This window comes from Photorhabdus sp. CRCIA-P01, from assembly GCF_003545805.1.
In the GTDB taxonomy this organism is placed as follows: domain Bacteria; phylum Pseudomonadota; class Gammaproteobacteria; order Enterobacterales; family Enterobacteriaceae; genus Photorhabdus; species Photorhabdus antumapuensis.
In genome coordinates this window covers 1-26871 of record NZ_NMQR01000024.1, presented here as the reverse complement: position 1 = coordinate 26871, position 26871 = coordinate 1, and the positions used below count along the sequence as shown (strand labels likewise).

At 41.4% G+C, this 26871-nt stretch carries 21 protein-coding genes, 4 tRNA genes, 1 rRNA gene and 1 other annotated feature; of the genes, 20 read left to right on the top strand and 6 right to left on the bottom strand.

What is annotated here, in order from left to right; translation table 11 throughout:
* Positions 1 to 297 precede the first annotated feature (297 nt).
* From alaS to luxS, 8 genes are all read left to right on the top strand, one after another.
* Positions 298 to 2928 carry an alanine--tRNA ligase gene (gene alaS / locus D3222_RS14745; protein WP_118986824.1) on the top strand — a complete coding sequence of 877 codons (2631 nt, stop codon included), beginning with the start codon at positions 298 to 300 and terminating at the stop codon, positions 2926 to 2928.
* 246 nt (positions 2929 to 3174) lie between these two features.
* Positions 3175 to 3360 (top strand): carbon storage regulator CsrA, encoded by a 186-nt coding sequence (csrA, locus tag D3222_RS14740; protein WP_002209449.1) that lies wholly within the window; start codon positions 3175 to 3177, stop codon positions 3358 to 3360.
* Positions 3361 to 3753: 393 nt separating this feature from the next.
* Positions 3754 to 3846, top strand: a tRNA-Ser gene (locus tag D3222_RS14735).
* Positions 3847 to 3856: 10 nt separating this feature from the next.
* Positions 3857 to 3933, top strand: a tRNA-Arg gene (locus D3222_RS14730).
* Positions 3934 to 4020: 87 nt separating this feature from the next.
* Positions 4021 to 4097: transfer RNA gene (locus tag D3222_RS14725), tRNA-Arg, on the top strand.
* A gap of 86 nt (positions 4098 to 4183) precedes the next feature.
* Positions 4184 to 4260, top strand: a tRNA-Arg gene (locus D3222_RS14720).
* Between the two features lie 180 nt (positions 4261 to 4440).
* Positions 4441 to 6000 (top strand): glutamate--cysteine ligase, encoded by a 1560-nt coding sequence (gene gshA / locus D3222_RS14715; RefSeq protein ID WP_118986823.1) that lies wholly within the window; start codon positions 4441 to 4443, stop codon positions 5998 to 6000.
* A 152-nt stretch (positions 6001 to 6152) separates the two neighbouring features.
* Positions 6153 to 6668: an S-ribosylhomocysteine lyase gene (gene luxS / locus D3222_RS14710; protein ID WP_036814109.1), complete on the top strand. Its 516-nt coding sequence runs from the start codon at positions 6153 to 6155 to the stop codon at positions 6666 to 6668.
* Positions 6669 to 6770: 102 nt separating this feature from the next.
* On the opposite strand, the gene D3222_RS14705 is transcribed toward luxS, so the two are convergent.
* On the bottom strand, positions 6771 to 8063 hold the full coding sequence (locus D3222_RS14705; protein ID WP_157975339.1) for an HlyC/CorC family transporter: 1293 nt from the start codon (positions 8061 to 8063) through the stop codon (positions 6771 to 6773).
* Between the two features lie 48 nt (positions 8064 to 8111).
* Complete coding sequence (locus tag D3222_RS14700) at positions 8112 to 8903, bottom strand: cytochrome C assembly family protein (protein ID WP_118986822.1); 792 nt, start codon at positions 8901 to 8903, stop codon at positions 8112 to 8114.
* A 184-nt stretch (positions 8904 to 9087) separates the two neighbouring features.
* Between D3222_RS14700 and ffh the strand changes: the two genes are divergently transcribed.
* From ffh to tyrA, 8 genes are all read left to right on the top strand, one after another.
* Complete coding sequence (gene ffh, locus D3222_RS14695) at positions 9088 to 10449, top strand: signal recognition particle protein (protein WP_049583027.1); 1362 nt, start codon at positions 9088 to 9090, stop codon at positions 10447 to 10449.
* A 136-nt stretch (positions 10450 to 10585) separates the two neighbouring features.
* A complete protein-coding gene (gene rpsP, locus D3222_RS14690; protein ID WP_011145581.1) occupies positions 10586 to 10834 on the top strand; it encodes a 30S ribosomal protein S16 in 249 nt (82 codons plus the stop codon).
* An 18-nt stretch (positions 10835 to 10852) separates the two neighbouring features.
* Positions 10853 to 11401 (top strand): ribosome maturation factor RimM, encoded by a 549-nt coding sequence (rimM, locus tag D3222_RS14685; protein WP_118986821.1) that lies wholly within the window; start codon positions 10853 to 10855, stop codon positions 11399 to 11401.
* A 39-nt stretch (positions 11402 to 11440) separates the two neighbouring features.
* Positions 11441 to 12193, top strand: a complete 753-nt coding sequence (gene trmD / locus D3222_RS14680; RefSeq protein ID WP_118986820.1) for a tRNA (guanosine(37)-N1)-methyltransferase TrmD — start codon at positions 11441 to 11443, stop codon at positions 12191 to 12193.
* 64 nt (positions 12194 to 12257) lie between these two features.
* Positions 12258 to 12611, top strand: coding sequence for a 50S ribosomal protein L19 (gene rplS, locus D3222_RS14675; RefSeq protein WP_112878363.1), 354 nt, complete (start codon positions 12258 to 12260; stop codon positions 12609 to 12611).
* Positions 12612 to 12966: 355 nt separating this feature from the next.
* Positions 12967 to 13773: an alpha/beta fold hydrolase gene (locus tag D3222_RS14670; protein WP_118986819.1), complete on the top strand. Its 807-nt coding sequence runs from the start codon at positions 12967 to 12969 to the stop codon at positions 13771 to 13773.
* Between the two features lie 671 nt (positions 13774 to 14444).
* On the top strand, positions 14445 to 15539 hold the full coding sequence (locus D3222_RS14660; RefSeq protein WP_304598673.1) for a 3-deoxy-7-phosphoheptulonate synthase: 1095 nt from the start codon (positions 14445 to 14447) through the stop codon (positions 15537 to 15539).
* Positions 15540 to 15544: 5 nt separating this feature from the next.
* Complete coding sequence (gene tyrA, locus D3222_RS14655; RefSeq protein ID WP_118986817.1) at positions 15545 to 16666, top strand: bifunctional chorismate mutase/prephenate dehydrogenase; 1122 nt, start codon at positions 15545 to 15547, stop codon at positions 16664 to 16666.
* A gap of 1255 nt (positions 16667 to 17921) precedes the next feature.
* On the opposite strand, the gene D3222_RS14650 is transcribed toward tyrA, so the two are convergent.
* The 4 genes from D3222_RS14650 to bamD all read right to left on the bottom strand — a co-directional run bounded on the left by D3222_RS14650 (position 17922) and on the right by bamD (position 21784).
* Positions 17922 to 18368: an H-NS histone family protein gene (locus D3222_RS14650; protein WP_118986816.1), complete on the bottom strand. Its 447-nt coding sequence runs from the start codon at positions 18366 to 18368 to the stop codon at positions 17922 to 17924.
* A gap of 469 nt (positions 18369 to 18837) precedes the next feature.
* The gene (gene pheA, locus D3222_RS14645; RefSeq protein WP_118986815.1) at positions 18838 to 19995 is read right to left on the bottom strand and encodes a bifunctional chorismate mutase/prephenate dehydratase; all 1158 of its coding nucleotides are present in this window, start codon (positions 19993 to 19995) and stop codon (positions 18838 to 18840) included.
* Positions 19996 to 20051: 56 nt separating this feature from the next.
* Positions 20052 to 20171 (bottom strand) — a sequence feature (Phe leader region).
* Between the two features lie 245 nt (positions 20172 to 20416).
* Entirely contained in the window at positions 20417 to 20767 is a 351-nt protein-coding gene (gene raiA / locus D3222_RS14640; protein ID WP_118986862.1) for a ribosome-associated translation inhibitor RaiA, read from the bottom strand.
* Between the two features lie 285 nt (positions 20768 to 21052).
* Positions 21053 to 21784 (bottom strand): outer membrane protein assembly factor BamD, encoded by a 732-nt coding sequence (gene bamD / locus D3222_RS14635; protein WP_118986861.1) that lies wholly within the window; start codon positions 21782 to 21784, stop codon positions 21053 to 21055.
* 138 nt (positions 21785 to 21922) lie between these two features.
* Between bamD and rluD the strand changes: the two genes are divergently transcribed.
* The 4 genes from rluD to D3222_RS14615 all read left to right on the top strand — a co-directional run.
* Positions 21923 to 22900, top strand: coding sequence for a 23S rRNA pseudouridine(1911/1915/1917) synthase RluD (gene rluD, locus D3222_RS14630; RefSeq protein WP_118986814.1), 978 nt, complete (start codon positions 21923 to 21925; stop codon positions 22898 to 22900).
* A complete protein-coding gene (gene yfiH / locus D3222_RS14625) occupies positions 22901 to 23632 on the top strand; it encodes a purine nucleoside phosphorylase YfiH (protein ID WP_118986813.1) in 732 nt (243 codons plus the stop codon). It abuts the gene before it with no gap.
* 133 nt (positions 23633 to 23765) lie between these two features.
* Positions 23766 to 26339 (top strand): ATP-dependent chaperone ClpB, encoded by a 2574-nt coding sequence (gene clpB, locus D3222_RS14620; protein ID WP_118986812.1) that lies wholly within the window; start codon positions 23766 to 23768, stop codon positions 26337 to 26339.
* Positions 26340 to 26792: 453 nt separating this feature from the next.
* Positions 26793 to 26871, top strand: a 16S ribosomal RNA gene (locus tag D3222_RS14615); the annotation flags it as partial.

The window sequence follows — 26871 nt, the reverse complement described above, 5'->3', positions numbered from 1 at the left end:
CCAGACGATTTACAATGCTGCCAGCGAATGGATGTATCTGGGATTTTACTTCTAATATACCTAATAGATTTCGAGTTGCAGCGCGGCGGCAAGTGAACGAATCCCCAGGAGCATAGATAACTATGTGATTGGGGTGAGTGAAAGCAGCCAACAAAGCAGCAGCTTGAAAGATGAAGGGTATAGAAGAACTTTTATCTTATCCCCACTTTGTTTATTCGTGAGTTGAAAATAGGTGATGGAATATCCCACCTAACCAATTCATAAATCTGTTTTTTCCAGCTTGATTTCGGGACAATTATGAGCAAAAGCACCGCTGAGATCCGTCAAGCGTTTCTCGACTTTTTTCATACTAAAGGGCATCAAATCGTACCAAGTAGTTCTTTGGTGCCAAATAATGACCCAACACTGCTGTTTACCAACGCAGGGATGAACCAGTTTAAGGATGTTTTTCTTGGACAGGACAAAAGATCTTATTCCAGAGCAACAACGGCTCAGCGTTGTGTTCGTGCCGGTGGTAAACATAATGATTTAGAAAATGTAGGTTACACCGCACGTCATCATACGTTCTTTGAGATGCTGGGTAATTTTAGTTTTGGTGACTATTTCAAACATGATGCTATTAGTTATGCTTGGGAGCTTCTGACTGGCAAAGATTGGTTTAATTTGCCTAAAGAAAAATTATGGGTGACTGTCTATCAGACAGATAATGAAGCCTATGATATCTGGAAGAATGAAGTCGGAATACCAGCAGAAAGAATTATCCGCATTGGTGATAACAAAGGTGCACCTTATGCGTCAGATAATTTCTGGCAAATGGGTGATACCGGTCCTTGTGGCCCTTGCACTGAAATTTTTTATGATCATGGTGAGCATATCTGGGGTGGGCCGCCAGGAAGCCCAGAGGAAGATGGTGACAGATATATTGAAATCTGGAATATCGTCTTTATGCAGTTCAATCGTCATGCTGATGGCACGATGGAGCCGTTGCCAAAACCATCAGTAGATACGGGTATGGGGCTGGAGCGTATCGCCGCTGTATTGCAGCACGTCAATTCTAATTATGAGATCGATCTGTTCCGTGATTTGATTACAGTTGTTGCTAATGTCACTGGTGCTACAGATGATCTGAGTAATAAGTCTCTGAGGGTTATTGCTGATCACATTCGTTCATGTGCATTTTTGATTTGTGATGGTGTTGTTCCCTCTAATGAAAACCGTGGTTATGTTCTGCGTCGTATTATCCGCCGAGCTATCCGTCACGGTAACATGTTGGGGGCTAAAGATACCTTCTTCTACAAACTGGTTGCGCCACTGATAGAAGTGATGGGCGCTGCGGGAGAAGGGCTTAAACGCCAGCAAGCCATTGTTGAGCAGATTTTGAAAACAGAAGAGGAGCAGTTTGCTCGTACTCTGGAACGTGGTCTTCAGTTATTAGACGATGAACTGGCAAAACTGTCCGGTGATATTCTGGATGGCGAAACGGCTTTCCGTTTGTATGATACCTATGGTTTCCCTGTGGATTTAACCGCTGATGTTTGCCGTGAGCGTAATATTAGCGTTGATGAAGCAGAATTTGCAGTGGCAATGGAAAATCAGCGTCGTCGTGCTCGTGAATCAAGTGGTTTCGGCACTGATTATAATGAATTGATCAAAGTTGATGAACGCAGCGATTTCTCTGGTTACGATCATAACGAACAGCAGGCAACAGTAACTGCTATCTTCCGTAATGGTGAATCAGTCAATCAAATTCAAGCGGGTGAAGAAGCGATTGTTATACTGGATAAGACCGCTTTTTATGCTGAATCCGGCGGACAAGTTGGTGACTCGGGTATTCTGAGTAATACTGATTGTGCTTTTTGTGTTATTGATACACAAAAATATGGTCAGGCTATTGGTCATATTGGTAAGCTTGAAAAAGGTACCTTAAGTGTAAACCATAAAATTAATGCGGTTATTGATATTGAGCGTCGTGATGCAATTCGTTTGAATCACTCGGCAACCCATCTGTTACATGCTGCATTACGTCAAATTTTGGGTGAGCACGTATCACAGAAAGGCTCTCTGGTTAACGATAAATACCTTCGCTTTGATTTTTCTCACTTTGAAGCGATGAAACCAGAACAGATTCGTCAGGTTGAGGATTTGGTTAATACCGAAGTTCGTCAAAATTCACCTGTTGTTACTGAATTGATGGATCTGGAAACAGCAAAAGCCAAAGGCGCGATGGCACTGTTTGGTGAAAAATACGAAGAGCAAGTCCGTGTACTGTCAATAAGGGGTTTTTCCACTGAATTATGTGGAGGGACTCATGCAAATCGTACCGGTGATATTGGCTTGTTCCGTATTGTTGCTGAATCTGGAACGGCTGCGGGTATCCGTAGGATCGAAGCAATTACAGGTAAAAAAGCGTTGGAATCTGTACATCAACAGGTTGATTTACTTCAGGATATTGCTCAATTGGTGAAAAGTGATATTCATAGCCTGAGTGAAAAAGTACGGGTGACATTGGATAGAACCAAAGTGTTGGAAAAAGAGCTTAAACAGCTTAAAGATCAACAGGCTGCACAAGAAAGCTCTTCTTTAGCAAGCAAAGCGAAAGAAGTAAAGGGTGTGAAGTTGCTGGTCAGTCAGTTAAGCAATACAGAACCTAAGATGTTGAGAACGATGGTTGATGATCTGAAAAATCAACTAGGTTCAGCAATTATTGTGCTTTCCACTATAAGTGATGATAAAATCAGCTTAATTGTTGGTGTCACAAAGGATCTGACTGCTAAAATAAAAGCAGGTGAGTTAATTTCTTCTGTAGCTCAACAAATCGGTGGTAAAGGCGGTGGTCGCCCTGATATGGCCCAAGCAGGTGGTTCTGATATTGAAGCGTTGCCTTCTGCTTTGGATAGCGTGGAAGAGTGGGTAGCATCGCGGCTATAAGCGGTATTACCTGAGTTTAGAGGGCACCATAGAGTTGTTTTTATGGTGTCTTGAAATCTTGTTGTGAAATTGTTAAAAGGTTGAGCGCATATTTATTTATTTTGGCTAAACTATATAGGTAGGAAATGCGCTTAAAATTGCTTATACTTTAAGCATATACCATTGTTTTACGTTTTCACGGTGTTTGATGGATAATAGCGGGGAAACCGAAAGACCCGACTCTTTTAAATTTTCAAGGAGCAAAGAATGCTTATTCTGACTCGTCGAGTTGGTGAAACGCTCATGATAGGCGATGAGGTAACAGTTACAGTACTAGGGGTTAAAGGTAACCAAGTTCGTATTGGTGTAAATGCCCCTAAAGAAGTTTCTGTTCACCGTGAAGAAATTTATCAGCGGATTCAGGCCGAAAAATCTCAGCCAACAACTTATTGACTCTAAGTTGGCGTCCTATCTCTGTCAGAACCGGACGCCATTTTTGAGGGATCTCACCTCTGTTGGTGTTTTTTATTTTTTATTTTGCTAATTTCTTAAACTCTTGTCTATTTTCCCATCTTTTTTGTTTTTCTATCGTAAGAACAGCGTGTTCCTATTATGTTATTGTGGCGAATAATGATTTGCATGCACTTTAATTGAAGGTGTAATAGTTTGCTGCTGACAAAGTACACTTTTTGATGTCAAACTAAACATCTTGTGTGTGAAGTGTTCAAACAAACACAGGTTTAGAAAAATTGTTTGACTTATAAGTCTGGGAAAGTAATATGTGCGCCACGCAGTGACGAGGAGCTTAAACAAAAGTTCTGAGTCACAGTTCGAAAGAAAGCGTACGGTGAGATGGCCGAGAGGCTGAAGGCGCTCCCCTGCTAAGGGAGTATGCGGTCAAAAGCTGCATCGAGGGTTCGAATCCCTCTCTCACCGCCATTTAAACCACGCATCCATAGCTCAGCTGGATAGAGTACTCGGCTACGAACCGAGCGGTCGGAGGTTCGAATCCTTCTGGATGCGCCATATTTAACCTTGAGATGAAACCATCCGAGGTACTATTCAGGTAATCGAAGCAACCGCTATATTTTACCAGAGTAAAAAACTGAACACGCATCCATAGCTCAGCTGGATAGAGTACTCGGCTACGAACCGAGCGGTCGGAGGTTCGAATCCTCCTGGATGCACCAATTTAACCTTGAGATGAAACCATTCGAGGTACTATTCAGGTAATCGAAGCAACCGCTATATTTTACCAGAGTAAAAAACTGAACATGCATCCATAGCTCAGCTGGATAGAGTACTCGGCTACGAACCGAGCGGTCGGAGGTTCGAATCCTCCTGGATGCACCATTTAAAGCCTTGCTTAAACAGCAGGGCTTTTTCCTTTCTACTTTCTGTTGCCGTAACCAACCTGCCCTCTGTATGACGCTGAAATATTTTTGCTTATCTATCTAATCAGCGACAATTTGGCTTGTTTAAGATAAAGTAAACCCTTATAAAAATTCTTCTAAAACACTACGGGAGGTCGAATTGATCCCGGACGTATCAAAGGCTCTATCATGGCTAGAGGCGCATCCGACAATTTTAAAGGGAATTCGTCGCGGTGTTGAACGTGAAACATTGCGTATTACTTCAGATGGTAGTTTAGCTATAACGGAACATCCTAAAGCACTTGGTGCAGCGCTTACGCATAAATGGATTACTACTGACTTTGCTGAGTCATTGTTGGAATTCATAACACCAGTTGGTGATGATATAAAATATACGATTTCTTTTCTTAACGATATTCATCGTCACACGGCGCGTGTGCTGGACAAAGAAAAAATGTGGCCATTAAGTATGCCATGCTTTATTGATGCGGAAGAGAGCATTACTTTGGCTCAATATGGTACATCGAATGTTGGTCGCTATAAGACCTTATACCGTGAAGGACTGAAAAATCGTTATGGCGCGTTGATGCAGACCATATCCGGGGTTCATTATAATTTTTCATTGCCAATTGAGTTTTGGCGAGCCTGGGCTGGTATTGAAGATGCAGAGAGTGGTAAAGAGCAGATCTCTAATGGCTATTTCCGCTTGATCCGTAACTATTATCGCTTTGGATGGGTGATCCCATACTTGTTTGGTGCTTCTCCGGCAATTTGTTCCTCGTTCTTACGTGGAAGAGAGACTTCTTTTCTTTTTGATCGAACAGAAGATGGAACTTGTTATCTACCTTATGCGACTTCACTAAGAATGAGTAATTTGGGGTACACCAATAAATCACAGAGCGATCTGAATATTACGTTTAATAACCTACATACCTATATTGAAGGATTGAAAAAAGCGATTCACAAGCCATCTGACGAGTTTGCTAAGTTGGGCACTAAGCAAGGTGATAAACATATTCAGCTCAATACCAACGTCTTACAAATTGAAAATGAGTTGTATGCGCCAATCCGACCTAAGCGTGTCACTAGAGGGAATGAATCGCCTTCTGATGCTTTGTTGCGTGGGGGAGTGGAATATATCGAAGTTCGTTCATTGGATATTAATCCATTTGCCGCGATTGGTGTCAATGAAACACAAATTCGTTTTCTTGACCTATTCTTAATATGGTGTGTGCTTGCCGAAGCACCGGAAATGGGCAGTGATGAATTAGATTGTTGCCGTAAGAATTGGAATAGAGTGATCCTTGAAGGGCGTAAACCAGAGCAAATGATTGGCCTTGGTTGTGGAAGTGTGGAGGAGCCGCTAGTAAACGTTGGCAAAAAGTTATTTAGTGACTTGAAACGGGTTGCCACAATATTGGATAGTTGTTCTGGCACACAGTATCAAAAGGTTTGCGAAGAATTAATTGCTATGTTTGATGATTCATCACTGACTTTATCGGCCCGTGTGCTGGAAAAAGTGAAGAGTCAGGGCATTGGTGGTTTTGGACTGGAACTAGCAGATGAATACCGTCAGCAACTGATCAATGAGGAATATGAGGTTATTAGCGACGAGCAGTTCGCTATAGAACGCAGGACCTCCGTAGAGCGACAAGACGCGTTGGAACGTGAGGATACGATGAGTTTTGATGAGTATCTGAAACAACAGACAGGATGCTAGAGAAGAAAATGGCCACAATAAAAGTGGCCAAATGAGATCTTCTAGAGAATTAGGGATAATAATTACGCGTCTTTCATTCTTTACGACCGGCGGCAGATGAAAAGGTTTCATTTGCTTGAAGAAAAATCTGAATTTTTTGTGGAGATGAAGAAATGCCTTTACTGGATAGTTTTACTGTTGACCATACTCGTATGAATGCGCCAGCCGTAAGAGTTGCTAAAACTATGAAAACGCCTCATGGCGACACCATCACAGTTTTTGACTTACGTTTCTGTATACCCAATAAACAGGTTATGCCTGAAAAGGGTATTCATACACTTGAACATTTGTTTGCTGGTTTTATGCGTAATCACCTCAATGGTGAGGGTGTTGAAATTATTGATATATCGCCAATGGGATGTCGAACAGGTTTTTATATGAGCCTGATTGGCGCACCGGCGGAAATACGCGTTGCGGACGCGTGGAAAGCGGCTATGGCTGATGTCTTGAAAGTGAAAGATCAGAGCCAAATCCCAGAGCTAAATATTTATCAATGCGGTACTTATCACATGCATTCACTGACAGAAGCTCAGGATATTGCGCGTCATATTCTTGATTCAGATGTCCTCGTTAATAAGAATGATGAGTTGGCATTGCCAGAAGAAAAACTGACAGAATTGAAAGTGTAGTTCCATAGCCGTGATGGTATTTCGGGTTCCTGAGATATTAACAGGAATCTGCCGTTGGAGGTTGGTGGTATGCCTCCAACGGTATTGATCTTCAGTGGCGATTTAAACTGTTTGTGCTTTTTGCTCAGAAAGTTGGCTAATGGGAGTGACTCGAACTTGTTTAATGACATTATCGTTCACTGAAAGTACTTCAAAATTATATTTACTAATTTGCACTTGTACATTAAGAGCGGGTATTTCGCCTAACTCTTCAAGCACCATACCATTAACCGTTCGTGGTCCATCAACAGGCAGTGCCCAGTTAAAGGCTTTATTTAATTCGCGGATATTGGCTGTCCCATCAACTAAAATAGTCCCATCGCTTTGTGGTGAAACTTCTTCAGCCAGAGAAGGAGACATTGATGTTGTAAAATCACCGACAATCTCTTCGAGAATATCTTCGACAGTGACCAGTCCTTGAATATCACCGTATTCATCAACGATGAGCCCGGCTTTCTCCTTGTTGCGTTGGAAATTCACTAACTGGATATTAAGTGGCGTGCTGACGGGGACATAATAAATTTTATCTGCTGCTTTAATTAAATTTCTTTTGGTGAACTCTTTTTTTTCTGTCATCAGCCGGTAAGCTTCACGTACACGGAGCATACCAATGGCGTCATCAAGTGAATCACGATAAAGCACGATCCGACCATGAGGTGAATGGGTCAACTGCCGTATGATGGATTTCCAGTCATCATTAATATCAATGCCAACAATTTCATTACGGGGAACCATAATGTCGCCGATTGTGACCTTCTCCAAGTCTAAAATCGAAATCAGCATATCCTGATTTTGCTGTGATAGCTTAGCATTTGATTCATTCACAATAGTGCGAAGTTCATCTTTACTAATTGCATGATTAGGGCCAGTAGGGTGTTTGATACCAAGACAACGCATTAACGATAAGGTAATTTTATTTAGCATCCAAACTAACGGCAGCATGATTTTCTGTAATGGGCGTAGCAGGAAACTGCTCGGAAAAGCGACCCTTTCAGGATAGAGGGCTGCTATCGTCTTTGGCATAATTTCAGAAAATATCAGCACAATAAAGGTCAAAATGCCCGTTGCGATAGCAACTCCGGCATCACCATAAAGGCGCATACCAATGATAGTCGCGAGTGCTGAGGCAAGAATATTAACCAGATTATTGCCGATAAGAATCAGGCTGATGAGCCGCTCAGGATGGCGAAGTAATGCTTCAACTCTGCGGGCGGAACGATCCCCTTGCTTTGCCAGATGACGTAAGCGATAGCGATTCATTGTCATCATACCTGTCTCTGAAGCAGAGAAATAGGCTGAGATAATGACCATAGTGATTAAAATAATAATTAATGTGCTTGTTGAGACATGCTCCAACGCGGAATTCCTTTCAAATATTGATGATACTGATTGGACATCATGTTCTTAGTAAATCATGATTTCCTGTAATAATCGATTGCCAAAATAGGCGAGTGTCAGGGTAAATGCACCGATCAGGTTAAACCAGATAACTCGTTTACCGCGCCATCCATCATGGTAGTGGCCCCATAATAAAACAATGTAAACAAACCACGCGATAATAGATAAAATTGCTTTATGGATGTTTTCGCGACTGAAAATATTATCCATGTAGAGGATGCCGGTACAGAGCGTCAGCGTTAGCAATATTACGCCAAGCTGAGTGATATGAAACATTTTGCGTTCAATGAACATTAATGGGGGCATATCTGGCGTAAAAGTGAGTTTTTTATTTTTAAGCTGATGATCCAACCACCCAAGCTGTAATGCATATAATGCAGCGATAAGCAAAGTCGCATAACCCAGAAGCGCCAACCCAATATGGATAGATAATTCAATGCTGGCCTCTAGATGGGTAATGAATTCACCTGGCATAAGACTCGCTAAAACCAAATTTATCATGGAAAAACTGTAAACAATGGGTAGCAGAAACCAAGCTCGGCCGTGAGAAGCAACAATTGTCATTATGATACAAGTAAGTAAACTGACAATAGAACCTAGGTTTAGGAGAGTGAGGTTTTGCCCGCTGCTGACATGGAAGATCTGGTGTTTAAGTGCAATAGCATGACAAATTAAAGCGACAATCGCGGAAAGTAATGCCAGCCTGCGGTATCCTTTCGGTTTCCGCAGTAAGCCGGGAATAATCAGTACTAGGCTGAATAAATAAGCGAATGAAGAAATTATAGAAAATACTGGCATGGCATTAGTCGTTTTAGCGATAGTCTTAGGTTGAATTAAAGCTTAAGTATACCGCCAGCAAGGATAGCCTCCAACCGTTGTTAATCATCGGTGTGAATCTCTGTGCAGAGATCCCTTTCCATCGTGTTATAATTTGCGGAATACGCCTTACAGGTAGCCCATTTTTAAAAATTGAGCAGAGACAATGTTTGATAATTTAACCGACAGACTATCGCGCACATTGCGCAATATCAGTGGCCGTGGGCGACTGACCGAAGATAATATTAAAGAGACACTGCGCGAAGTTCGCATGGCTTTACTTGAAGCTGACGTCGCATTGCCTGTAGTGCGTGATTTTATTTCATGTGTTAAAGAGAGCGCGGTAGGCCACGAGGTTAATAAAAGCCTTACTCCCGGCCAAGAGTTTGTCAAAATTGTTCAGAATGAACTCGTTAAGGCGATGGGGGAAGTTAACAGTGAACTGAATCTTTCTACTCAGCCGCCTGCTGTCGTATTGATGGCGGGTCTACAAGGTGCAGGTAAAACAACCAGCGTTGCCAAGCTGGGTAGCTTTCTGAAAGGAAAACAGAAGAAAAAAGTTTTGGTGGTATCTGCTGACGTCTATCGTCCAGCCGCTATCAAACAGCTTGAAACCTTGGCGCAGGCAGTGGGTATTGATTTCTACCCTTCCGATGCCCAGGAAAAACCCGTTGATATCGTGACTCAAGCGGTACAGCACGCCAAATTGAAATTCTATGATGTGCTTTTGGTGGATACTGCGGGTCGTCTACATGTTGACGAAGCAATGATGGATGAAATCAAACAGGTTCATAAAGCCATTAATCCAGTGGAAACCCTGTTTGTTGTTGATGCGATGACGGGGCAGGATGCTGCTAATACCGCGAAAGCTTTCAATGAAGCATTGCCACTGACGGGTGTGGTGTTAACTAAAGTCGATGGTGATGCCCGTGGCGGTGCCGCGCTATCTATTCGTCATATTACCGGTAAGCCGATTAAATTTCTGGGGGTTGGTGAAAAAACGGATGCACTGGAGCCATTCCACCCGGATCGTATTGCCTCTCGAATCCTTGGAATGGGAGATGTTCTTTCCCTGATTGAAGAGATTGAAAGTAAAGTCGATCGCACTCAGGCCGAAAAATTGGCTTCTAAACTAAAAAAAGGTGACGGCTTCGATTTAAATGATTTCCTAGATCAGCTAAAGCAGATGCGTAACATGGGGGGAATGGCCAGCATGTTAAGCAAAATGCCGGGGATGTCTCAAGTGCCAGATGCGGTGAAATCCCAGATGGATGATAAAATTTTGGTTAAAATGGAAGCGATTATCAATTCCATGACGCGTAAAGAGCGGCAAAAACCAGAAATAATCAAAGGTTCTCGTAAACGTCGTATTGCCAATGGTTCTGGCACTCAGGTTCAAGATGTTAACCGCTTGCTTAAACAATTTGACGAAATGCAGCGCATGATGAAAAAAATGAAGAAAGGCGGTCTGGCAAAAATGATGCGTGGTATGAAAGGCATGATGCCACCCGGATTTATGGGCCGTTAATCGATAAAGTCTCGAAGAATATCCACTTTGGATTGCTTTTTGCGCCAAAGTGAGTAAACTTTTCGGGCTTTTTATCTGACAACCGGACTTCGTTCCTCGATGAAGTCTGGTTGTTTTGTTAACTAATGAGGATGTTATGGTAACAATTCGTTTAGCTCGTGGCGGCGCCAAAAAGCGTCCGTTTTACCAAGTAGTCGTGACCGATAGCCGCAGCCCGCGTGATGGTCGCTTTATCGAGCGCGTTGGCTTCTTCAACCCTATTGCAACAGGGAAAGCAGAAGCACTGCGTTTAGATCTGGACCGTATTGAACATTGGATTGGTCTGGGTGCAACTGTGTCTGATCGTGTTTCTACACTGATCAAAGACGCCAAAAAAGTAGCTTAATCTGTCACGGTGGTAACTATGAGCAAGCAAACCTGTTTTGAACTTCCTGAACACCCAATTGTATTGGGAAAACTAGGTTCAACTTATGGTATTCGTGGTTGGCTCAGAGTTTTTTCTTCCACCGAACATGCCGAAGACATTTTTGAGTATCAACCGTGGTTTATTCAACGGGCAGGTCGGTGGCAACACATTGAACTGGAAGCTTGGAAACACCACAATCAGGATATGATCATCAAAATTAAAGGTATTGATGATCTGGATGCTGCGAATTTACTGACTAATTGCGAAATTATTGTAGATTCAGAACAATTGCCAGAGCTGGATACGGGTGATTACTACTGGAAAGACTTAATAGGCTGCCAGGTAATCAGCACAGCAGGTTATAGCTTGGGGACTGTCAATGACATGATGGAAACTGGTTCTAACGACGTAATGGTAATTAAAGCAAACCTGAAAGATGCATTCGGTATCAAGGAGCGGCTAATTCCGTTTCTTGATGGGCAGGTTATCAAGAAAGTCGATCTCGCTACTAAAACTATTGAAGTAGATTGGGATCCTGGTTTTTAAACTCCGGTTATAAACGGTTTAAATGAGTGGGACGCGATAATGTGGATTGGGGTTATTAGCCTGTTTCCTGAAATGTTCCGCGCAATAACCGATTATGGGGTAACTAGCCGGGCAGTGAAAAATGGCCTGTTAAGTATTGAATGCTGGAATCCACGGGATTTTACCTATGACCGGCATCGTACCGTTGACGATCGGCCTTATGGCGGTGGTCCAGGCATGTTGATGATGGTTCAGCCTTTACGGGAAGCTATTCATGCAGCAAAAACTGCGGCGGGCGAAGGTGCAAAAGTGATTTATCTTTCACCTCAGGGGCGCAAACTCAACCAACAAGGGGTTTGTGATCTGGCAACAAATGAAAAATTGATTTTGATTTGTGGCCGCTATGAAGGGATAGATGAGCGGGTGATTCAAACTGAGATTGACGAAGAATGGTCTATCGGCGATTACGTGCTCAGTGGTGGTGAAATCCCTGCAATGACGATGATCGACTCAGTTTCTCGGTTTATTCCGGGCGTTCTGGGGCATCAAGCATCAGCGGAGGAGGACTCTTTTGCTGATGGATTGCTGGATTGTCCGCACTATACTCGTCCGGAGGTATTAGATGGTATGGAAGTTCCACCAGTTCTGCTGTCTGGAAATCATGCTGAAATTAATCGCTGGCGGATGAAACAATCGCTTGGCCGGACCTGGCTTAGAAGACCTGAACTTCTGGAAAACCTAGCTCTGACTGACGAGCAAAGGATATTGCTAACAGAGTTCCAACGGGAACATCTAACTGAAGCAACTCATTAATCCAGACATATCCCCGAAGGGAATGTCTCTGATATATCAGTTTACCTAGGGTAAGAGAATTATTATGAGCAACATTATTAAACAACTTGAACAAGAGCAGATGAAGCAAGACGTACCTTCATTCCGTCCGGGTGACACCGTGGAAGTTAAGGTATGGGTCGTAGAAGGTGCTAAGAAACGTCTGCAGGCATTCGAGGGCGTGGTTATCGCTATCCGTAACCGCGGTCTGCACTCTGCATTCACTGTTCGCAAAGTTTCTAACGGCGAAGGTGTTGAGCGTGTATTCCAGACTCACTCCCCAGTCGTAGACAGCATTAGCGTTAAACGTCGTGGTGCTGTTCGTAGAGCTAAATTGTACTATCTGCGTGAGCGTTCTGGTAAAGCTGCTCGTATTAAAGAGCGTCTGAACAGCAAATAATACGCTTTCGTTACATCCGAAAGTTATCGTTAAAGAGGTCAGCAATTGCTGGCCTCTTTTTTTATTGTCAACTTAAAACCGCGTTTTGCGTGCGTGGTCATCAATTTGGTTTTGGCTCTGCTGTATTTTTGATTATTGTAATGAAGAATCAGGCTAAATACGGGCAGGTTTTTAGAGGATCTTTGATTACGCTTTTAGGCGTGTAATTAATGCCGCCTTTTATGAAGGGGGATTTTTACTCATCGATAAATTATTCGACAATATATTATTGTTAGATCGTAATAATCTTAAAGACAATTATTTTGAGAGTTTTAGAATAATTTTAAACATGATTAACTGACTATAAGGATTTGCTTTGAAAACTTTTCAAATACATAACAAAACCATGGCTTACCGAGATGAAGGTGAAGGTTTCCCGTTATTACTGGGGCATAGCTATTTGTTTGATTCTACTATGTGGGAGCCTCAGATCGAGGCATTAAGTAAACAATACCGGGTGATTGCTCCTGATCTCTGGGGGCATGGAAACTCGGCAGCGCTACCAGAACAGCATAGCACTTTGGTTGATTTAGCTCGGGATTACCTGGCGTTGATGGATCAACTTGGCATTAAAGAATTTGCTATCATTGGCTTATCTGCTGGCGGCATGTGGGGAACTGAATTGGCAGCTATGGCACCGGACAGAGTTAAGGCACTGGTTTTGATGGATACCTTTGTCGGATTAGAACCTGAAGTGACTCATACAAAATATTTTGCGATGTTGGATGTGATAGAGCAGGCTGGTGCAATTCCTCAATCTGTTTTGCAACAGCAGATAGTGCCCGCTTTCTTTAGCCAGCAACCTGCTCAGCATTTGGTTGATGAATTAATTCAGCGTCTGGTCGCCATTCCTGCGGAAATATTGTGTAATAGTATTGTTCCGTTAGGGAGAATAATATTTGGGCGTGAGGATAGAACTCATTTGTTGGAAAAATTAGATATTCCCTCGCTTGTTATTACGGGTGAACAAGATACGCCTCGCCCGCCTCTGGAGGGTTATTTGATGGCTGAAATATTGCACTGTGAGCATATTATTATCCAGGATGCAGGGCATATTTCCACATTGGAGCAACCCTATAAAGTTAATCAGGAATTAATTGCTTTTTTACAGCAAGCTTTGTAATAATTATTTTAGTCTTTGTAACAGATATTTTAATAAAGAGGCCGGATTTTCCGGCTTCTAGTGTATTGAGTTTAAAAGAACGATATAAACTTTTTCATCTATACCTAATAGATTTCGAGTTGCAGCGAGGCGGCAAGTGAACGAATCCCCAGGAGCATAGATAACGATGTGACTGGGGTGAGTGAAAGCAGCCAACAAAGCAGCAGCTTGAAAGATGAAGGGTATATATAATAGAAGCTGATGGCACAGATTCTTTTCATGATGAGTGCTAAATAATCCGCATCCAATTATTCCATAGCCAGCTGTAGTCATATCATTATTTCTCTTAATAAATTAATGAAAAAACGAGTTGGATATAGTTTAATGTTTTATGGGTGCATTCGGTAACTTTATATGAAATATAAACTGCGATTATTGATATTAATCTTATTTTAAGATAACCATTTCTAATATTTTTCTATATGAAATAATTTTGGTCTTATTAATTAGTTCTAGAATAGGTTTATCGTTGAATTGACGCCTTTTCCATTCTTTTGTAAATAATAATTTACAGTGTTTTGGGTTTGTTTACACTTTTGGATTGTATTCTTTACGATGCGTGATATGTTATTAGTCAAATGCATAAAAACAAACAAATAAGTACAGAATGATAACTTGAGGAGAAAATCAAAATGTTCATGCAAAGAGATGCACTTAATAACGTTCACATCAGTGGTGAGCAAATTCTTATCACTCCAAAAGAATTAAAGCAACAATACCCACTGAGTGATGATGATCTGCATGCTATTGCAAATGCACGTAAAACAATTGCTGACATTATTCAGCGCCGTGATCCCCGTTTACTGGTAGTGTGTGGTCCTTGCTCTATTCATGACGTGGATGCGGCTCTGGATTATGCTCACCGTCTGGCCGCCCTTTCTGCTGAATTGAGTGATAGCTTGTACATCGTCATGCGTGTCTATTTTGAAAAGCCTCGTACAACAGTGGGTTGGAAAGGTCTTATTAATGATCCATTCATGGATGGTTCATTTGATGTGGAAGCTGGCTTGCATATTGCTCGTTGCTTACTACTTAGTTTGGTTAAAATGGGATTACCTCTTGCAACAGAAGCTTTAGATCCGAATAGCCCACAATATTTGGGGGATTTATTTAGTTGGTCTGCAATTGGTGCGAGAACCACAGAATCTCAGACACACCGGGAAATGGCTTCAGGTTTATCTATGCCTGTTGGTTTCAAAAATGGGACTGATGGTAGCTTGAGCACTGCAATTAATGCGATGTGCGCAGCCGCTATGCCACACCGTTTTGTAGGAATAAATCAGTCGGGGCAGGTGTGTTTATTACAAACGCAAGGAAACCCCAATGGGCATATTATCTTGCGTGGTGGTAAAACCCCTAATTACAGCGCCCAACATGTAATGGAATGTGAGCAGCAAATGATGCAGTCTGGAATATTGCCATCCTTGATGATTGATTGTAGTCATGGTAACTCTAATAAGGATTTTCGTCGCCAAAGTTTGGTTGTGGATTCTGTCGCAGATCAGATCATTTCAGGTAATCAATCTATTATTGGCATTATGTTGGAGAGCCATATTAATGAAGGTAACCAATCTTCTGAGCAACCGCGTAGTGAAATGAAATATGGTGTATCAGTCACTGACGCGTGTATTAGTTGGCAGACGACAGAGGCAGTTCTAAGAAAATTACATCAGCAAATTAGCATGCAATTGTCGCAAAGAATGACAGTGCTGAAAAAAGCGGGATAATAAATATGGCGGCTGAATTATCTCAATTGCGGGATAAGATTGATGAAGTGGATAAAGCTTTGCTGGGTTTGCTGGCAAAACGTCTGGAATTGGTTGCAGAGATTGGTGAGGTAAAAAGTCAGAATGGGTTGTCAATTTATGCGCCTGACAGAGAAATGGCGATGCTTGCTTCACGTCGGCAGGAGGCTGAAGAGTTTGGTGTTCCACCGGATTTAATTGAGGATATTCTGCGCCGTATTATGCGGGAATCCTACACCAGTGAGAATAACAAAGGGTTTAAAACGCTTTGCCCTCAATTGGGGCCGATAGTCATTGTTGGTGGCTTGGGCAAAATGGGGAAACTATTTGGCCGTTTGTTAACGTTGTCTGGTTATGAAGTCAGAAATCTGGAATCGCAAGATTGGCCTAACGCGGAGCAGATTCTGGCGGGTGTGGGCATGGTGATTATCAGTGTACCTATTCATTTGACAGAAGAGGTTATTCGCCGTTTACCGTCATTACCTGACCATTGCATTTTGGTGGATTTGGCATCGGTTAAACAGCAACCATTACAAGCTATGCTTGATGTGCATAAAGGTCCAGTGCTGGGATTACATCCTATGTTTGGGCCGGATGTTGGTAGTTTGGTAAAACAAGTTGTTGTTTACTGTGACGGACGTCAAGAGGAAGCTTATCAATGGTTTTTAGAACAGTTGTTGATTTGGGGGGCTTGCTTGCATCAGATGAGCCCTGAACAGCATGATAAAAACATGAGCTTTATTCAGGCGTTGCGTCATTTCACGACATTTGCTTATGGGCAATATCTCGCACAGGAAGGTGCTGATTTACAACAACTGTTATCAATATCCTCACCTATTTACCGTTTGGAACTGATCATGGTCGGGCGGTTATTTGCGCAAGATCCTCAGCTTTACGCGGATATTATTATGTCATCACCAGAGAATATTGATCTTATACGCCGTTATCATCAAAGTTTTGGGCAAGCGCTAGAGATATTGGAAAACCAAGACAAACGGGCTTTTGTCAGCAATTTTGAAGATGTTAGTGAATGGTTTGGGGATTATGCACCTCATTTTATGAGAGAGAGCAGGGTATTGCTTCAACAAGCGAATGATAGTCGCCAATAATTAAAAAGAACCGGGTATGACAATATCCGGCTTAAATTGCTGATAAGTTTAATTTTATCAATGAGGGTGAAAGGCTTTGCAAATTAGATCACATTAAAGGCATAAAATAGAGGAATGGCTTAAACCAAACCGTAGAAAAGCCATGCTATTGAACGGATTAAAATCGTGTAAAGCAAGTTTAAACTGGCGTATTTAAGGTATCGCCGCTTTGCATTGTAATAGTAAATGTGCGACATAATAATGCTGCAAGTAACTGAGTTCTTATGTGGTTAAATTATTTATTTTCGGATTTTATTACGTCGGTTTTTATCATTGGTTATTTAACTGGCTTAAAAAAAAGTTTACTCCCCGGTTGAAAACGTTATTAAAGATGGCTTTTTTGGGAGGGGTGTTTTCTGGTAAACGGATAAACCTATTCATATTTATCTTTTTTTTCGGGGTGCGTAAGCATTAATAAAACTAATTTTTATTTCTTATTTTTCACTGATAGTTTTATGATGGGCAGTTTTCAAATTGTTATTAAAAGTTATGGTGTTAACTTTTGGGTTTAATTGGTATAAGGTTTTAATCGTGTTTTTACCCCCTTTAACGCTTGCTTTTTAGATGATAAGTGAACCTGGGTGGAGAAAATCTGAATCGGATTTAATCTGACAGATGCTTTTATAAATAACCGGTAATTGTTAGAGCTGAGATAGTATAGATTTTAATAGTTGTTTTCCCCTCTTTTAATGCCATTTTTTATTAAGTTTAACCATCATGGCATGTCGTGTTTTACATTCAATGAGCATTAATCATATTCGTTTTAAGCATTAATAAAACCAATTTTTATTTCTTATTTTTCACTGATAGTTTTATGATGGGCAGTTTTCAAATTGTTATTAAAAGTTATGGTGTTAACTTTTGGGTTTAATTGGTATAAGGTTTTAATCGTGTTTTTACCCCCTTTAACGCTTGCTTTTTAGATGATAAGTGAATCTGGGTGGAGAAAATCTGAATCGGATTTAATCTGATAGATGCTTTTATAAATAACCGGTAATTGTTAGAGCTGAGATAGTATAGGTTTTAATAGTTGTTTTACCCCTTTTTACCCTTGTTTTTTTAACACTTATTTGATTAATAACCGAGTTAATCACCAATAAAAAGGCGCTTGCGATCGCCCCAAAAAGCAAATGCAAGCAAAAAAGGAAAATAAATAATATTAAACAGATATTAAACGGACATTAAACCTGTGAGGCTATTCTCATTCCGAGGTTTTTTATTTTTTAATTAAAAATTCATTTAATGAATGGCCTTCATTGAGTAATTTTTGTAAACCTGATGGTTTTTTACCGTTTCCTGACCAGTATTTAATTTCTCCATTTTCATTAAACTGATACTTAGGTTTTCTCGTCTTTCTTTTTCCTGCATTTGATTTTTTAGGTTTAAAATCAGAGAGGGTAATAGGTATGTTAATAGTATTAAGATTAAGGCCGGTTTCTTCAATCAGTCTTAATATTTCTAAACGTTTTTGTTCTTTTTGTTCCACTTCTAAACTCATTAATCTGAAGGTTTCTTTGCTGTCTTGAACGACTACCTCTAATGCTTTGTAAACATCTTCTAACCATTCAACATCTTTTGTTTGAGCAAATCTTCTTAATGTGGACATTCTTGATAAGTGTTTTGATACAATCTCATATTCTTGTTCTATGGTTAATTCTGTCATTTTGTCACCTTGTTAATAAATTTAAAACTTGTCTTTTCTGATGTTTTCTCTTCCAAAGTCAGTATAACACCGAATTTTTTACTTGCTTTAAAAAAGCTTTAATCATTTCTGTTTTACTTTTAATGATTAAAGTTTTTGCCTTCTTTTTCGTGATATGTTTGCTGCTTTTTTCCGGATTTTAAACCCGTGGTGACAGATAAAATGTGGTTTTTATTAACACCGGTTTTATCACATTCAAATAAAACGTATTTAATCCTACGTGGATAAGTGGAAATTTTTTAATCCCTTGTTTTCGGATGGCACGAAAAGCGATAATCCATATTCTTTAATCTGAGTAAGTCGGGATTTACGGAATAGATAAAGAGCTTTAAACCGAAAGGTTAAAGCCAGTAAAAATTTTTTCATTGGTAGTTAAAACGCTAAAAGCTACTAATCTGAACCGGATATTAAAATATCCGGTTCTTTTTAATCAGGAGGGGTTAACCGGTATCACACTTTCTGTTGGGTAACATCCCAATACCTTTAATGAATGAGTGATTTTCGCCAATGCTTTCAGGACGTGTTGCATATTGATTGAACGAATATTAGCTTGTACATCAATATAAAACATCTCTTCCCACGGATTTCCGTTAATCGGGCGGGATTCCAGTTTACTCATAATAATATTATGTTTTTTCAGCACCATTAACGCATCTACCAGTGCTCCTGCCTGCTGTCCGGTTGCCATAATAAATGTCGTTTTGGCCGGTACCTGTTCTGTAACGTCAATCGGCTGACGGGCAACAATAATGAAACGAGTAATATTATGTGATTGGTTTGCTAGATTCTGTTCCAGAACCTGTAACTGATAAAGTGCACCGCCCGCTTCACTACCTAAGGCTGCAATTTCTGGTGAATTCTGTTCAGCGACTTCTTGCATCGCTGCGGCAGTGCTTTCGCAATATTTAATTTTCCAATGTGGGAGTTGATTAATATATTGGCTACATTGTTGGAATGGTTGAGGGTGACTGTAAACCGTTTTGATCTCTGATAGCGTTGTGCCTCTTGCAATGAGTAGGCAATGGTCAATAGGAATAGTTATTTCTCCCACAATTGACAAATTGGTATGTTGCAACAAGTCATAAACATCATTGATGGAACCAGAGCTAGTATTTTCAATGGGTAATATTCCGTAATCCGCTTGTCCTGTTTCAACCAGGGAGAAGATATCCTGGAATTTATGGCAGCTACATTCAACTAGTTGATTGAAATGGCGTGCAGCATATTGACGGGCTGCGATATGAGAGTAGGAACCTCTAGGACCGAGGAATGCAATACGCGCTGAATCGTGAGGTGTTTGGTTTAGGTGTTGCTGCAATAATGCTTGTTGAGTGAGTACGGAATCTTCGATGATCATCTGAAAGAGACGAGAAATATAAAAACCATCAAGTCCGTAGCTTTTTCCTGTTTTGATTAGAATATCTAATAATTCTCGTTCGCGATCCTTGTCTCTGATGGGGCGATTATCTTGTAACTTAGTTTGTGCAATATCAGAAGCTAATTGGCGACGCTCTGCTAGTAAAATCAGCAACTTTAAATCAAGTTCGCTGACTTTTTTCCGTATGTTCAGCAAATTATTTTGATCCATAAATGAGTTCCTAAATGGGTTATTCACATTCTGATAATAATAGGTTTGCAATGGACAGAAAAAAGCCTCCCGGTGGGGAGGCTTGCTGTTCGTCTTCTCATTCTTTTTCCAACGACAAAAGCCTCCCTCAGGAGAAAGTAAAAAAGAAAGAAAAGAAAAACAGGCTTGTATTCATTATATTTTCTTATCCATGGTTTGTGTAAACGATATACTGTGACACTAGCCCAGTGGGCAGAAACGACGAGTCTCGCTGCTTTGAATTCGTCAATACCTTGTAAAGTCCTTTGGACTTTTCGCTTTATATCCCCTTCCGCACTGGACAAGGGTTTATGGTGGTTTTTGTTAATTAACCTTATGTTGTTGTTTCTGTCAACAAAAAACGCGTCCAAATTGGGCGCGTTAGAGGCAAGTCATTGTTATTTTATTGTGATATTTCTGGTTCTGTTTCTAGGTCAAGATTTGATTCTTTAACACTGTTGTAAGTCCGGCGTGCTTCTCCCTTATGCTGTACTTTATTCAACTGGCGTTCCAGTTTTGCTAACAATTCATTGATAGCAATATACATATCTTCATGCTTTGCACCGGCAACTAGCATACCATTTGGTATACTTATGGTTGCATCAGCTCTAAAAATTTGAGGCCCTTTTGATAGAATAATATGAGGATTTATCAGATTTACTTGCCATTTATTTAGTTTGCTTAGACGCTTTTCTACGTGGTTGCGAATTGCCGGGGTAATCTCCATTTGTTTGCTGGTAATATTCACTATCATATAGTTACCTCTCATTATTGATTATCCACCTTCAATAATTTCAGCATACATTTCTTTTCCATGAAAAAGGTGATCTAAATCACTTTTAACCAGACGTGGGGCAACTAGTTGAAGTAATTGTGATTAGTGATAAAAATACGAAGAATATTTATTGCAGGATTGAGTCTAATGAGACACTATTGACAAGTTGAGCCTTTCTCAACTCTGCTGATAAGTAGTCTTTTTTGGATTTTATAAGTAAAAGCAAAACAGCGGCTGGTGCCGCTGTTTTGTTTATCTGCTTCTTTATACAGGATTAGCAGCAATGAGTTTTGCTACTTTCTCTGCCTGGGTTGTCAAACCCAAGCGTATATAAGCTTTTTTCATATAAGGTAGTGCTTCCAGAGTTGATTGCGTATCAGGGTAATCACGTAACATTTGTTCAATTCGATTTACCACCGCGACATAGGCACCACGTTTGTTATAATATTCCACAACAGAAAGTTCATATTTTGCCAGGCGCTCTTTGGTAAACATTAAACGCTTAATCGCATCGGCGGTATACAAGCTGTTAGGATGATAGCGTACTAATTGGCTAAAATCCTTGAATGCTACCCTGGCGTGTTCAGGATCACGATCTGAGCGGTCAATGCCGAAGAAACTTTGCAATAGACTGTTATCCAAGGCTTGTGAAGTTAATCCCCGCATGTACAGAACATAATCGATGTTGGGGTGAGTTGGATTTAGGCGTATAAAGCGATCAATGGACGCGAGAGCCATTGGCAAGTCAGAGGATTTATAATAAGCATAAATCAGATCGAGTTGTACTTGCTGCGAATAGGGGCCAAATGGATAGCGATTATCGAGGGTTTCCAATTGTTTGATCGCATCTCCATAGCTACCGTTTTGCAGCTTTTCCTGACCCTTAGAGTAAATTTCCGCAGGTGGGCTGTCGGGGACAGCATTTTTATTACCAGCGCACCCGGAAAGTACCAGGCTCAATGTGGCGGCAGCCACCAGATATTTCATGCGTATCATCACGTGTTGATTATCCTCTGAGTGTTTTTCTGGGAGACTATCCATGAAGCTCCCGGCAAAAGATCGAGTTACAATAGCACACTATATTAAATTAAACGGCTCTGCCGTCAAAACTCAACGTAAGTGTAGAAACAATATATGGCACAACAAATACGACTTAATACAACAGTCGCCGAATCTCAGCTCGGTCAACGTTTAGATCAGGCTTTGGCTGAATTGTTCCCTGATTATTCAAGATCACGCATAAAAGATTGGATCTTGGATGACAGAGTTCAGGTTAATGGCAAATTAATCAATAAGCCAAAAGAAAAAGTGCTGGGAGGTGAAGAAATTGCAATTGATGCCATCATTGAAGAAGATGCGCGTTGGGAACCTCAGGATATTGCGTTAAATATTGTTTATGAAGATGATGACATTCTAGTAATAAACAAATCGCGTGATTTGGTCGTCCATCCAGGAGCAGGAAATCCAGATGGTACGATATTGAATGCACTGTTATATCATTATCCTGAAATCGCCGATGTCCCTCGGGCAGGCATTGTTCACCGTCTTGATAAAGATACGACAGGGCTGATGGTCATTGCTAAAACGGTTCCCGCTCAAACTCGTTTAGTCGAATCACTCCAACTACGCGAAATTACCCGTGAATATGAAGCGGTGGCGACAGGTCGTATGACGGCGGGTGGAATTGTTGAAGAGCCAATTTCTCGTCATCCAACAAAACGAACACATATGGCAGTACATCCAATGGGCAAACCGGCTATTACCCGTTATCGGGTAATGGAACATTTTAGGGCACATACTCGTCTGCGGCTGAGACTGGAAACCGGCAGAACACACCAGATACGTGTTCACATGGCCCATATTAGTCATCCATTGGTGGGCGATCCTTTATATGGTGGTCGTCCTCGTCCTTTGAAAGGGGCTTCTGATGAGTTCCGCGAGGTAATGCGTAACTTTGATCGTCAGGCATTGCACGCCACGATGCTGCGTCTTTATCATCCGATAACCGGTATTGAAATGGAATGGCATGCGGAATTACCTAAAGATATGGTTATGCTGATTAAGGCATTAAAAGCAGATGCGGAAGCGTTTAAAGACGAAATGGATTGGTAAATGACTTCGCTTATTTTGCCAAACTGGTCACAACCGATGACAGTAAAAGCTTGTAGTTCTACCCGCTTAGGGGGAATTGGCTTGTCACCTTATGATAGCTTGAATCTGGGTAAGCATGTTGGTGATAAACCTGATATTGTTGAACAAAACAGGCATATTTTAGCGAAAATGGCGGAACTGCCTCAGCAGCCGGTCTGGCTAGAACAAGTTCATGGTACGCGTGTTGTGAGACTCAATGACCAGCCACTGGAAAATAATAGAGCTGATGCTGTTTATACCAATATTCTTGGGCAGGTTTGTGCTGTGATGACAGCAGATTGCTTGCCTGTACTATTTTGCAGTTCTGCTGGTGATGAGGTTGCGGCTGCCCATGCGGGCTGGCGAGGTTTATGCGCTGGTGTATTGGAGAATACGATCACTCAATTTAAAGCTAAACCTAATCAGATCCAAGTGTGGTTAGGGCCGGCAATTGGCGCGAAAAAATTTGAAGTTGGTAATGAAGTTTTGGAAGCATTCACTATCCAGCATGCTGATTTGAGTCAAGCTTTTACACCTTTTGGTGAAAAGTATTTAGCGGATATCTATTTGTTGGCAAAATTAAAATTGCAATCTGTAGGTGTGAAAGCGATTTTTGGTGGGAGTGAGTGTACTGTCAGTAATAAAGAGAAATTTTTCTCTTATCGTCGTGATGGGATCACCGGACGTATGGCAACTTTAATCTGGCTGATATAACCTATCCAGTAGGGCGATCCGTTGGCGCATAAGAGAATATCTTACAATTTGCTTTTCAGAATAACCTTGAATATTTGAGGAATGGCCTCATTTAATCTCCAGTAGCAAAATTCTGAACAGTATTGGAGGTGTTATGCGTCTGGATCGTCTTACTAATAAATTCCAGCTTGCTCTCGCTGACGCCCAGTCCCTTGCACTTGGGCATGATAATCAGTTCATCGAACCAATTCACTTAATGAGTTCACTGTTAAAACAAGAGGGTGGCTCTATTCGCCCATTATTAACGTCAATTGGAATCGATGCGGGCCGTTTCAGCAATCAGCTTGAGCTGGCTTTAGAGCGTTTGCCGCGGGTACAGGGTGTTGGTGGTGATGTACAGCCATCCAATGACTTAGTTCGTCATTTAAATCTGTGTGACAAACTAGCACAAAAAGCCGGGGATAATTTTATCTCCTCTGAATTATTTGTTCTGGCGGCATTGGAAGAACGTGGCACATTAAGTGACATATTGAAAGCTGTTGGCGCAACGAAAGAAAAAATCACTAGAGCAATAGAACAAATGCGTGGTGGTGAAAAAGTTGATGATCAGGGAGCGGAAGATCAACGCCAAGCCCTGAAAAAATATACTATTGATCTGACTGAACGCGCTGAACAAGGCAAACTTGATCCGGTGATTGGCCGTGATGAAGAAATTCGCCGCACCATTCAGGTATTACAACGCCGTACCAAAAATAACCCCGTCTTAATTGGTGAACCCGGGGTTGGCAAAACCGCCATTGTTGAAGGGCTTGCTCAACGGATCATTAATGGTGAAGTTCCTGAGGGGCTTAAAAATAAGCGAGTCCTTTCCCTTGATATGGGAGCGCTGTTAGCAGGGGCTAAATATCGTGGTGAATTTGAAGAGCGTTTGAAAGGTGTGCTGAACGACCTTGCTAAACAGGAAGGTAATGTCATTCTGTTTATTGACGAATTGCATACTATGGTTGGTGCAGGTAAGGCTGATGGGGCAATGGATGCTGGTAATATGTTAAAACCCGCCTTGGCCCGTGGTGAACTTCACTGTGTTGGTGCAACAACACTGGATGAATATCGTCAATATATTGAAAAAGATGCAGCGCTGGAACGCCGTTTCCAAAAAGTCTACGTTGCAGAACCTTCCGTAGAGGACACTATCGCTATTTTGCGTGGCCTGAAAGAACGTTATGAGTTACATCATCATGTACAAATTACCGACCCTGCAATTGTCGCGGCAGCAACATTATCTCATCGTTATATCTCAGACCGTATGTTGCCGGATAAAGCTATCGACTTGATCGATGAAGCGGGTGCCAGTTTACGTATGCAAATGGATTCAAAACCGGAAACGCTGGACCGTCTGGAACGTCGGGTTATCCAATTGAAGTTGGAACAGCAAGCGCTGAAAAAAGAGTCTGATGATGCCAGTAAAAAACGGCTTGAAATGCTTAATGAAGAGCTGCTCGTAAAAGAGCGAGAATATTCTGAACTAGAAGAAGAATGGAAAGCTGAAAAAGCAGCCCTTACGGGTACTCAGTACATAAAAGCGGAATTGGAAAATACCCGTATCAGTCTGGAACAGGCACGCCGCAGTGGTGATTTAGCGAAGATGTCTGAAATTCAGTATGGAAAAATACCTGGATTGGAAAAACAACTTGCCGCAGCCACACAAGCTGAAGGTAAACATATGAAATTGCTTCGTAACAAAGTTACTGATGCGGAAATTGGAGAAATTCTTGCTCGTTGGACGGGTATTCCTGTTGCCAGAATGCTGGAGAGTGAAAAAGATAAACTGTTGCGCATGGAGCAAGAGCTGCATAAACGTGTTATTGGTCAGGATGAGGCAGTCGATGCAATCTCTAATGCGATTCGCCGTAGTCGTGCTGGATTAGCTGATCCAAACCGTCCGATTGGCTCATTTCTGTTCCTTGGTCCGACTGGCGTTGGTAAAACTGAGTTGTGCAAGGCGTTAGCGAATTTCCTGTTTGACAGAGATGATGCAATGGTACGTATCGATATGTCTGAATTTATGGAAAAACATGCCGTATCACGGTTAGTAGGAGCACCGCCGGGATATGTTGGTTATGAAGAAGGTGGCTATCTAACAGAAGCTGTTCGTCGTCGACCTTATTCCGTTATTTTGCTTGATGAGGTGGAAAAAGCGCACCCAGATGTATTCAATATCTTATTACAGGTGCTGGATGATGGTCGATTGACTGATGGGCAAGGTCGTACTGTCGATTTCCGTAACACGGTTGTAATCATGACTTCTAATCTTGGGTCGGACATGATCCAGGAGCGTTTTGGTAGTCTAAATTATGATGAAATGAAAGATATAGTGATGGGAATTGTTAGCCATAATTTCAGACCTGAATTTATTAACCGTATTGATGAAGTTGTTGTGTTCCATCCATTAGGGCGTCGGCATTTGTCAGCGATTGCAGATATCCAATTGCAACGTTTATACAAGCGTCTGGAAGAACGTGGTTATCAGGTTACGATTACTCAGCAAGCGTTGGAAATGTTGGCAGAAGCCGGGTTCGATCCTGTTTACGGTGCACGGCCATTGAAGCGAGCTATCCAGCAGGAAATTGAAAACCCATTAGCTCAAAAGATACTTTCCGGCCAACTATTGCCAGGAAAACCAATTACTCTGGATGTGGAAAATAGCCATATCGTAGCAAAGCAATAACGTTATATTTAACGAGAGAGTAAAGTTAACGAGAGATAAGGGGCAGGAAACTGCCTCTTTTTTTATCATTTTGCACATTAAATCGCAATTTAGCATTGTTTTTGCTTAATTGGTGTTCGAACGGATTCTTTTTGTAATTAAATGCTTGCCAGCGCCGAAGAACGCCCTATAATGCGCCCCCACTGACCGACACAACGCTGATAAACATTGTGGGGTCAGGCAGAGAAAAAGCAAATAAGCGCTTGACTCTGCGGGCGAAAAGCGTAATATACGCAGCCCGGCTGAACGAGAATGTCATTTTTTAATTCAGCCTGCTCTTTAACAATTAATCAGACAATCTGTGTGGGCACTCACAAGACCGTATCACCAAAAAATACGTTTTAAAGTCTTGAAGAGTGAACAACAGTGAATTCATTACGAATGAACGGTCAGTTTCTTTGAGCATCAAACTTTAAATTGAAGAGTTTGATCATGGCTCAGATTGAACGCTGGCGGCAGGCCTAACACATGCAAGTCGAGCGGTAACAGGAAA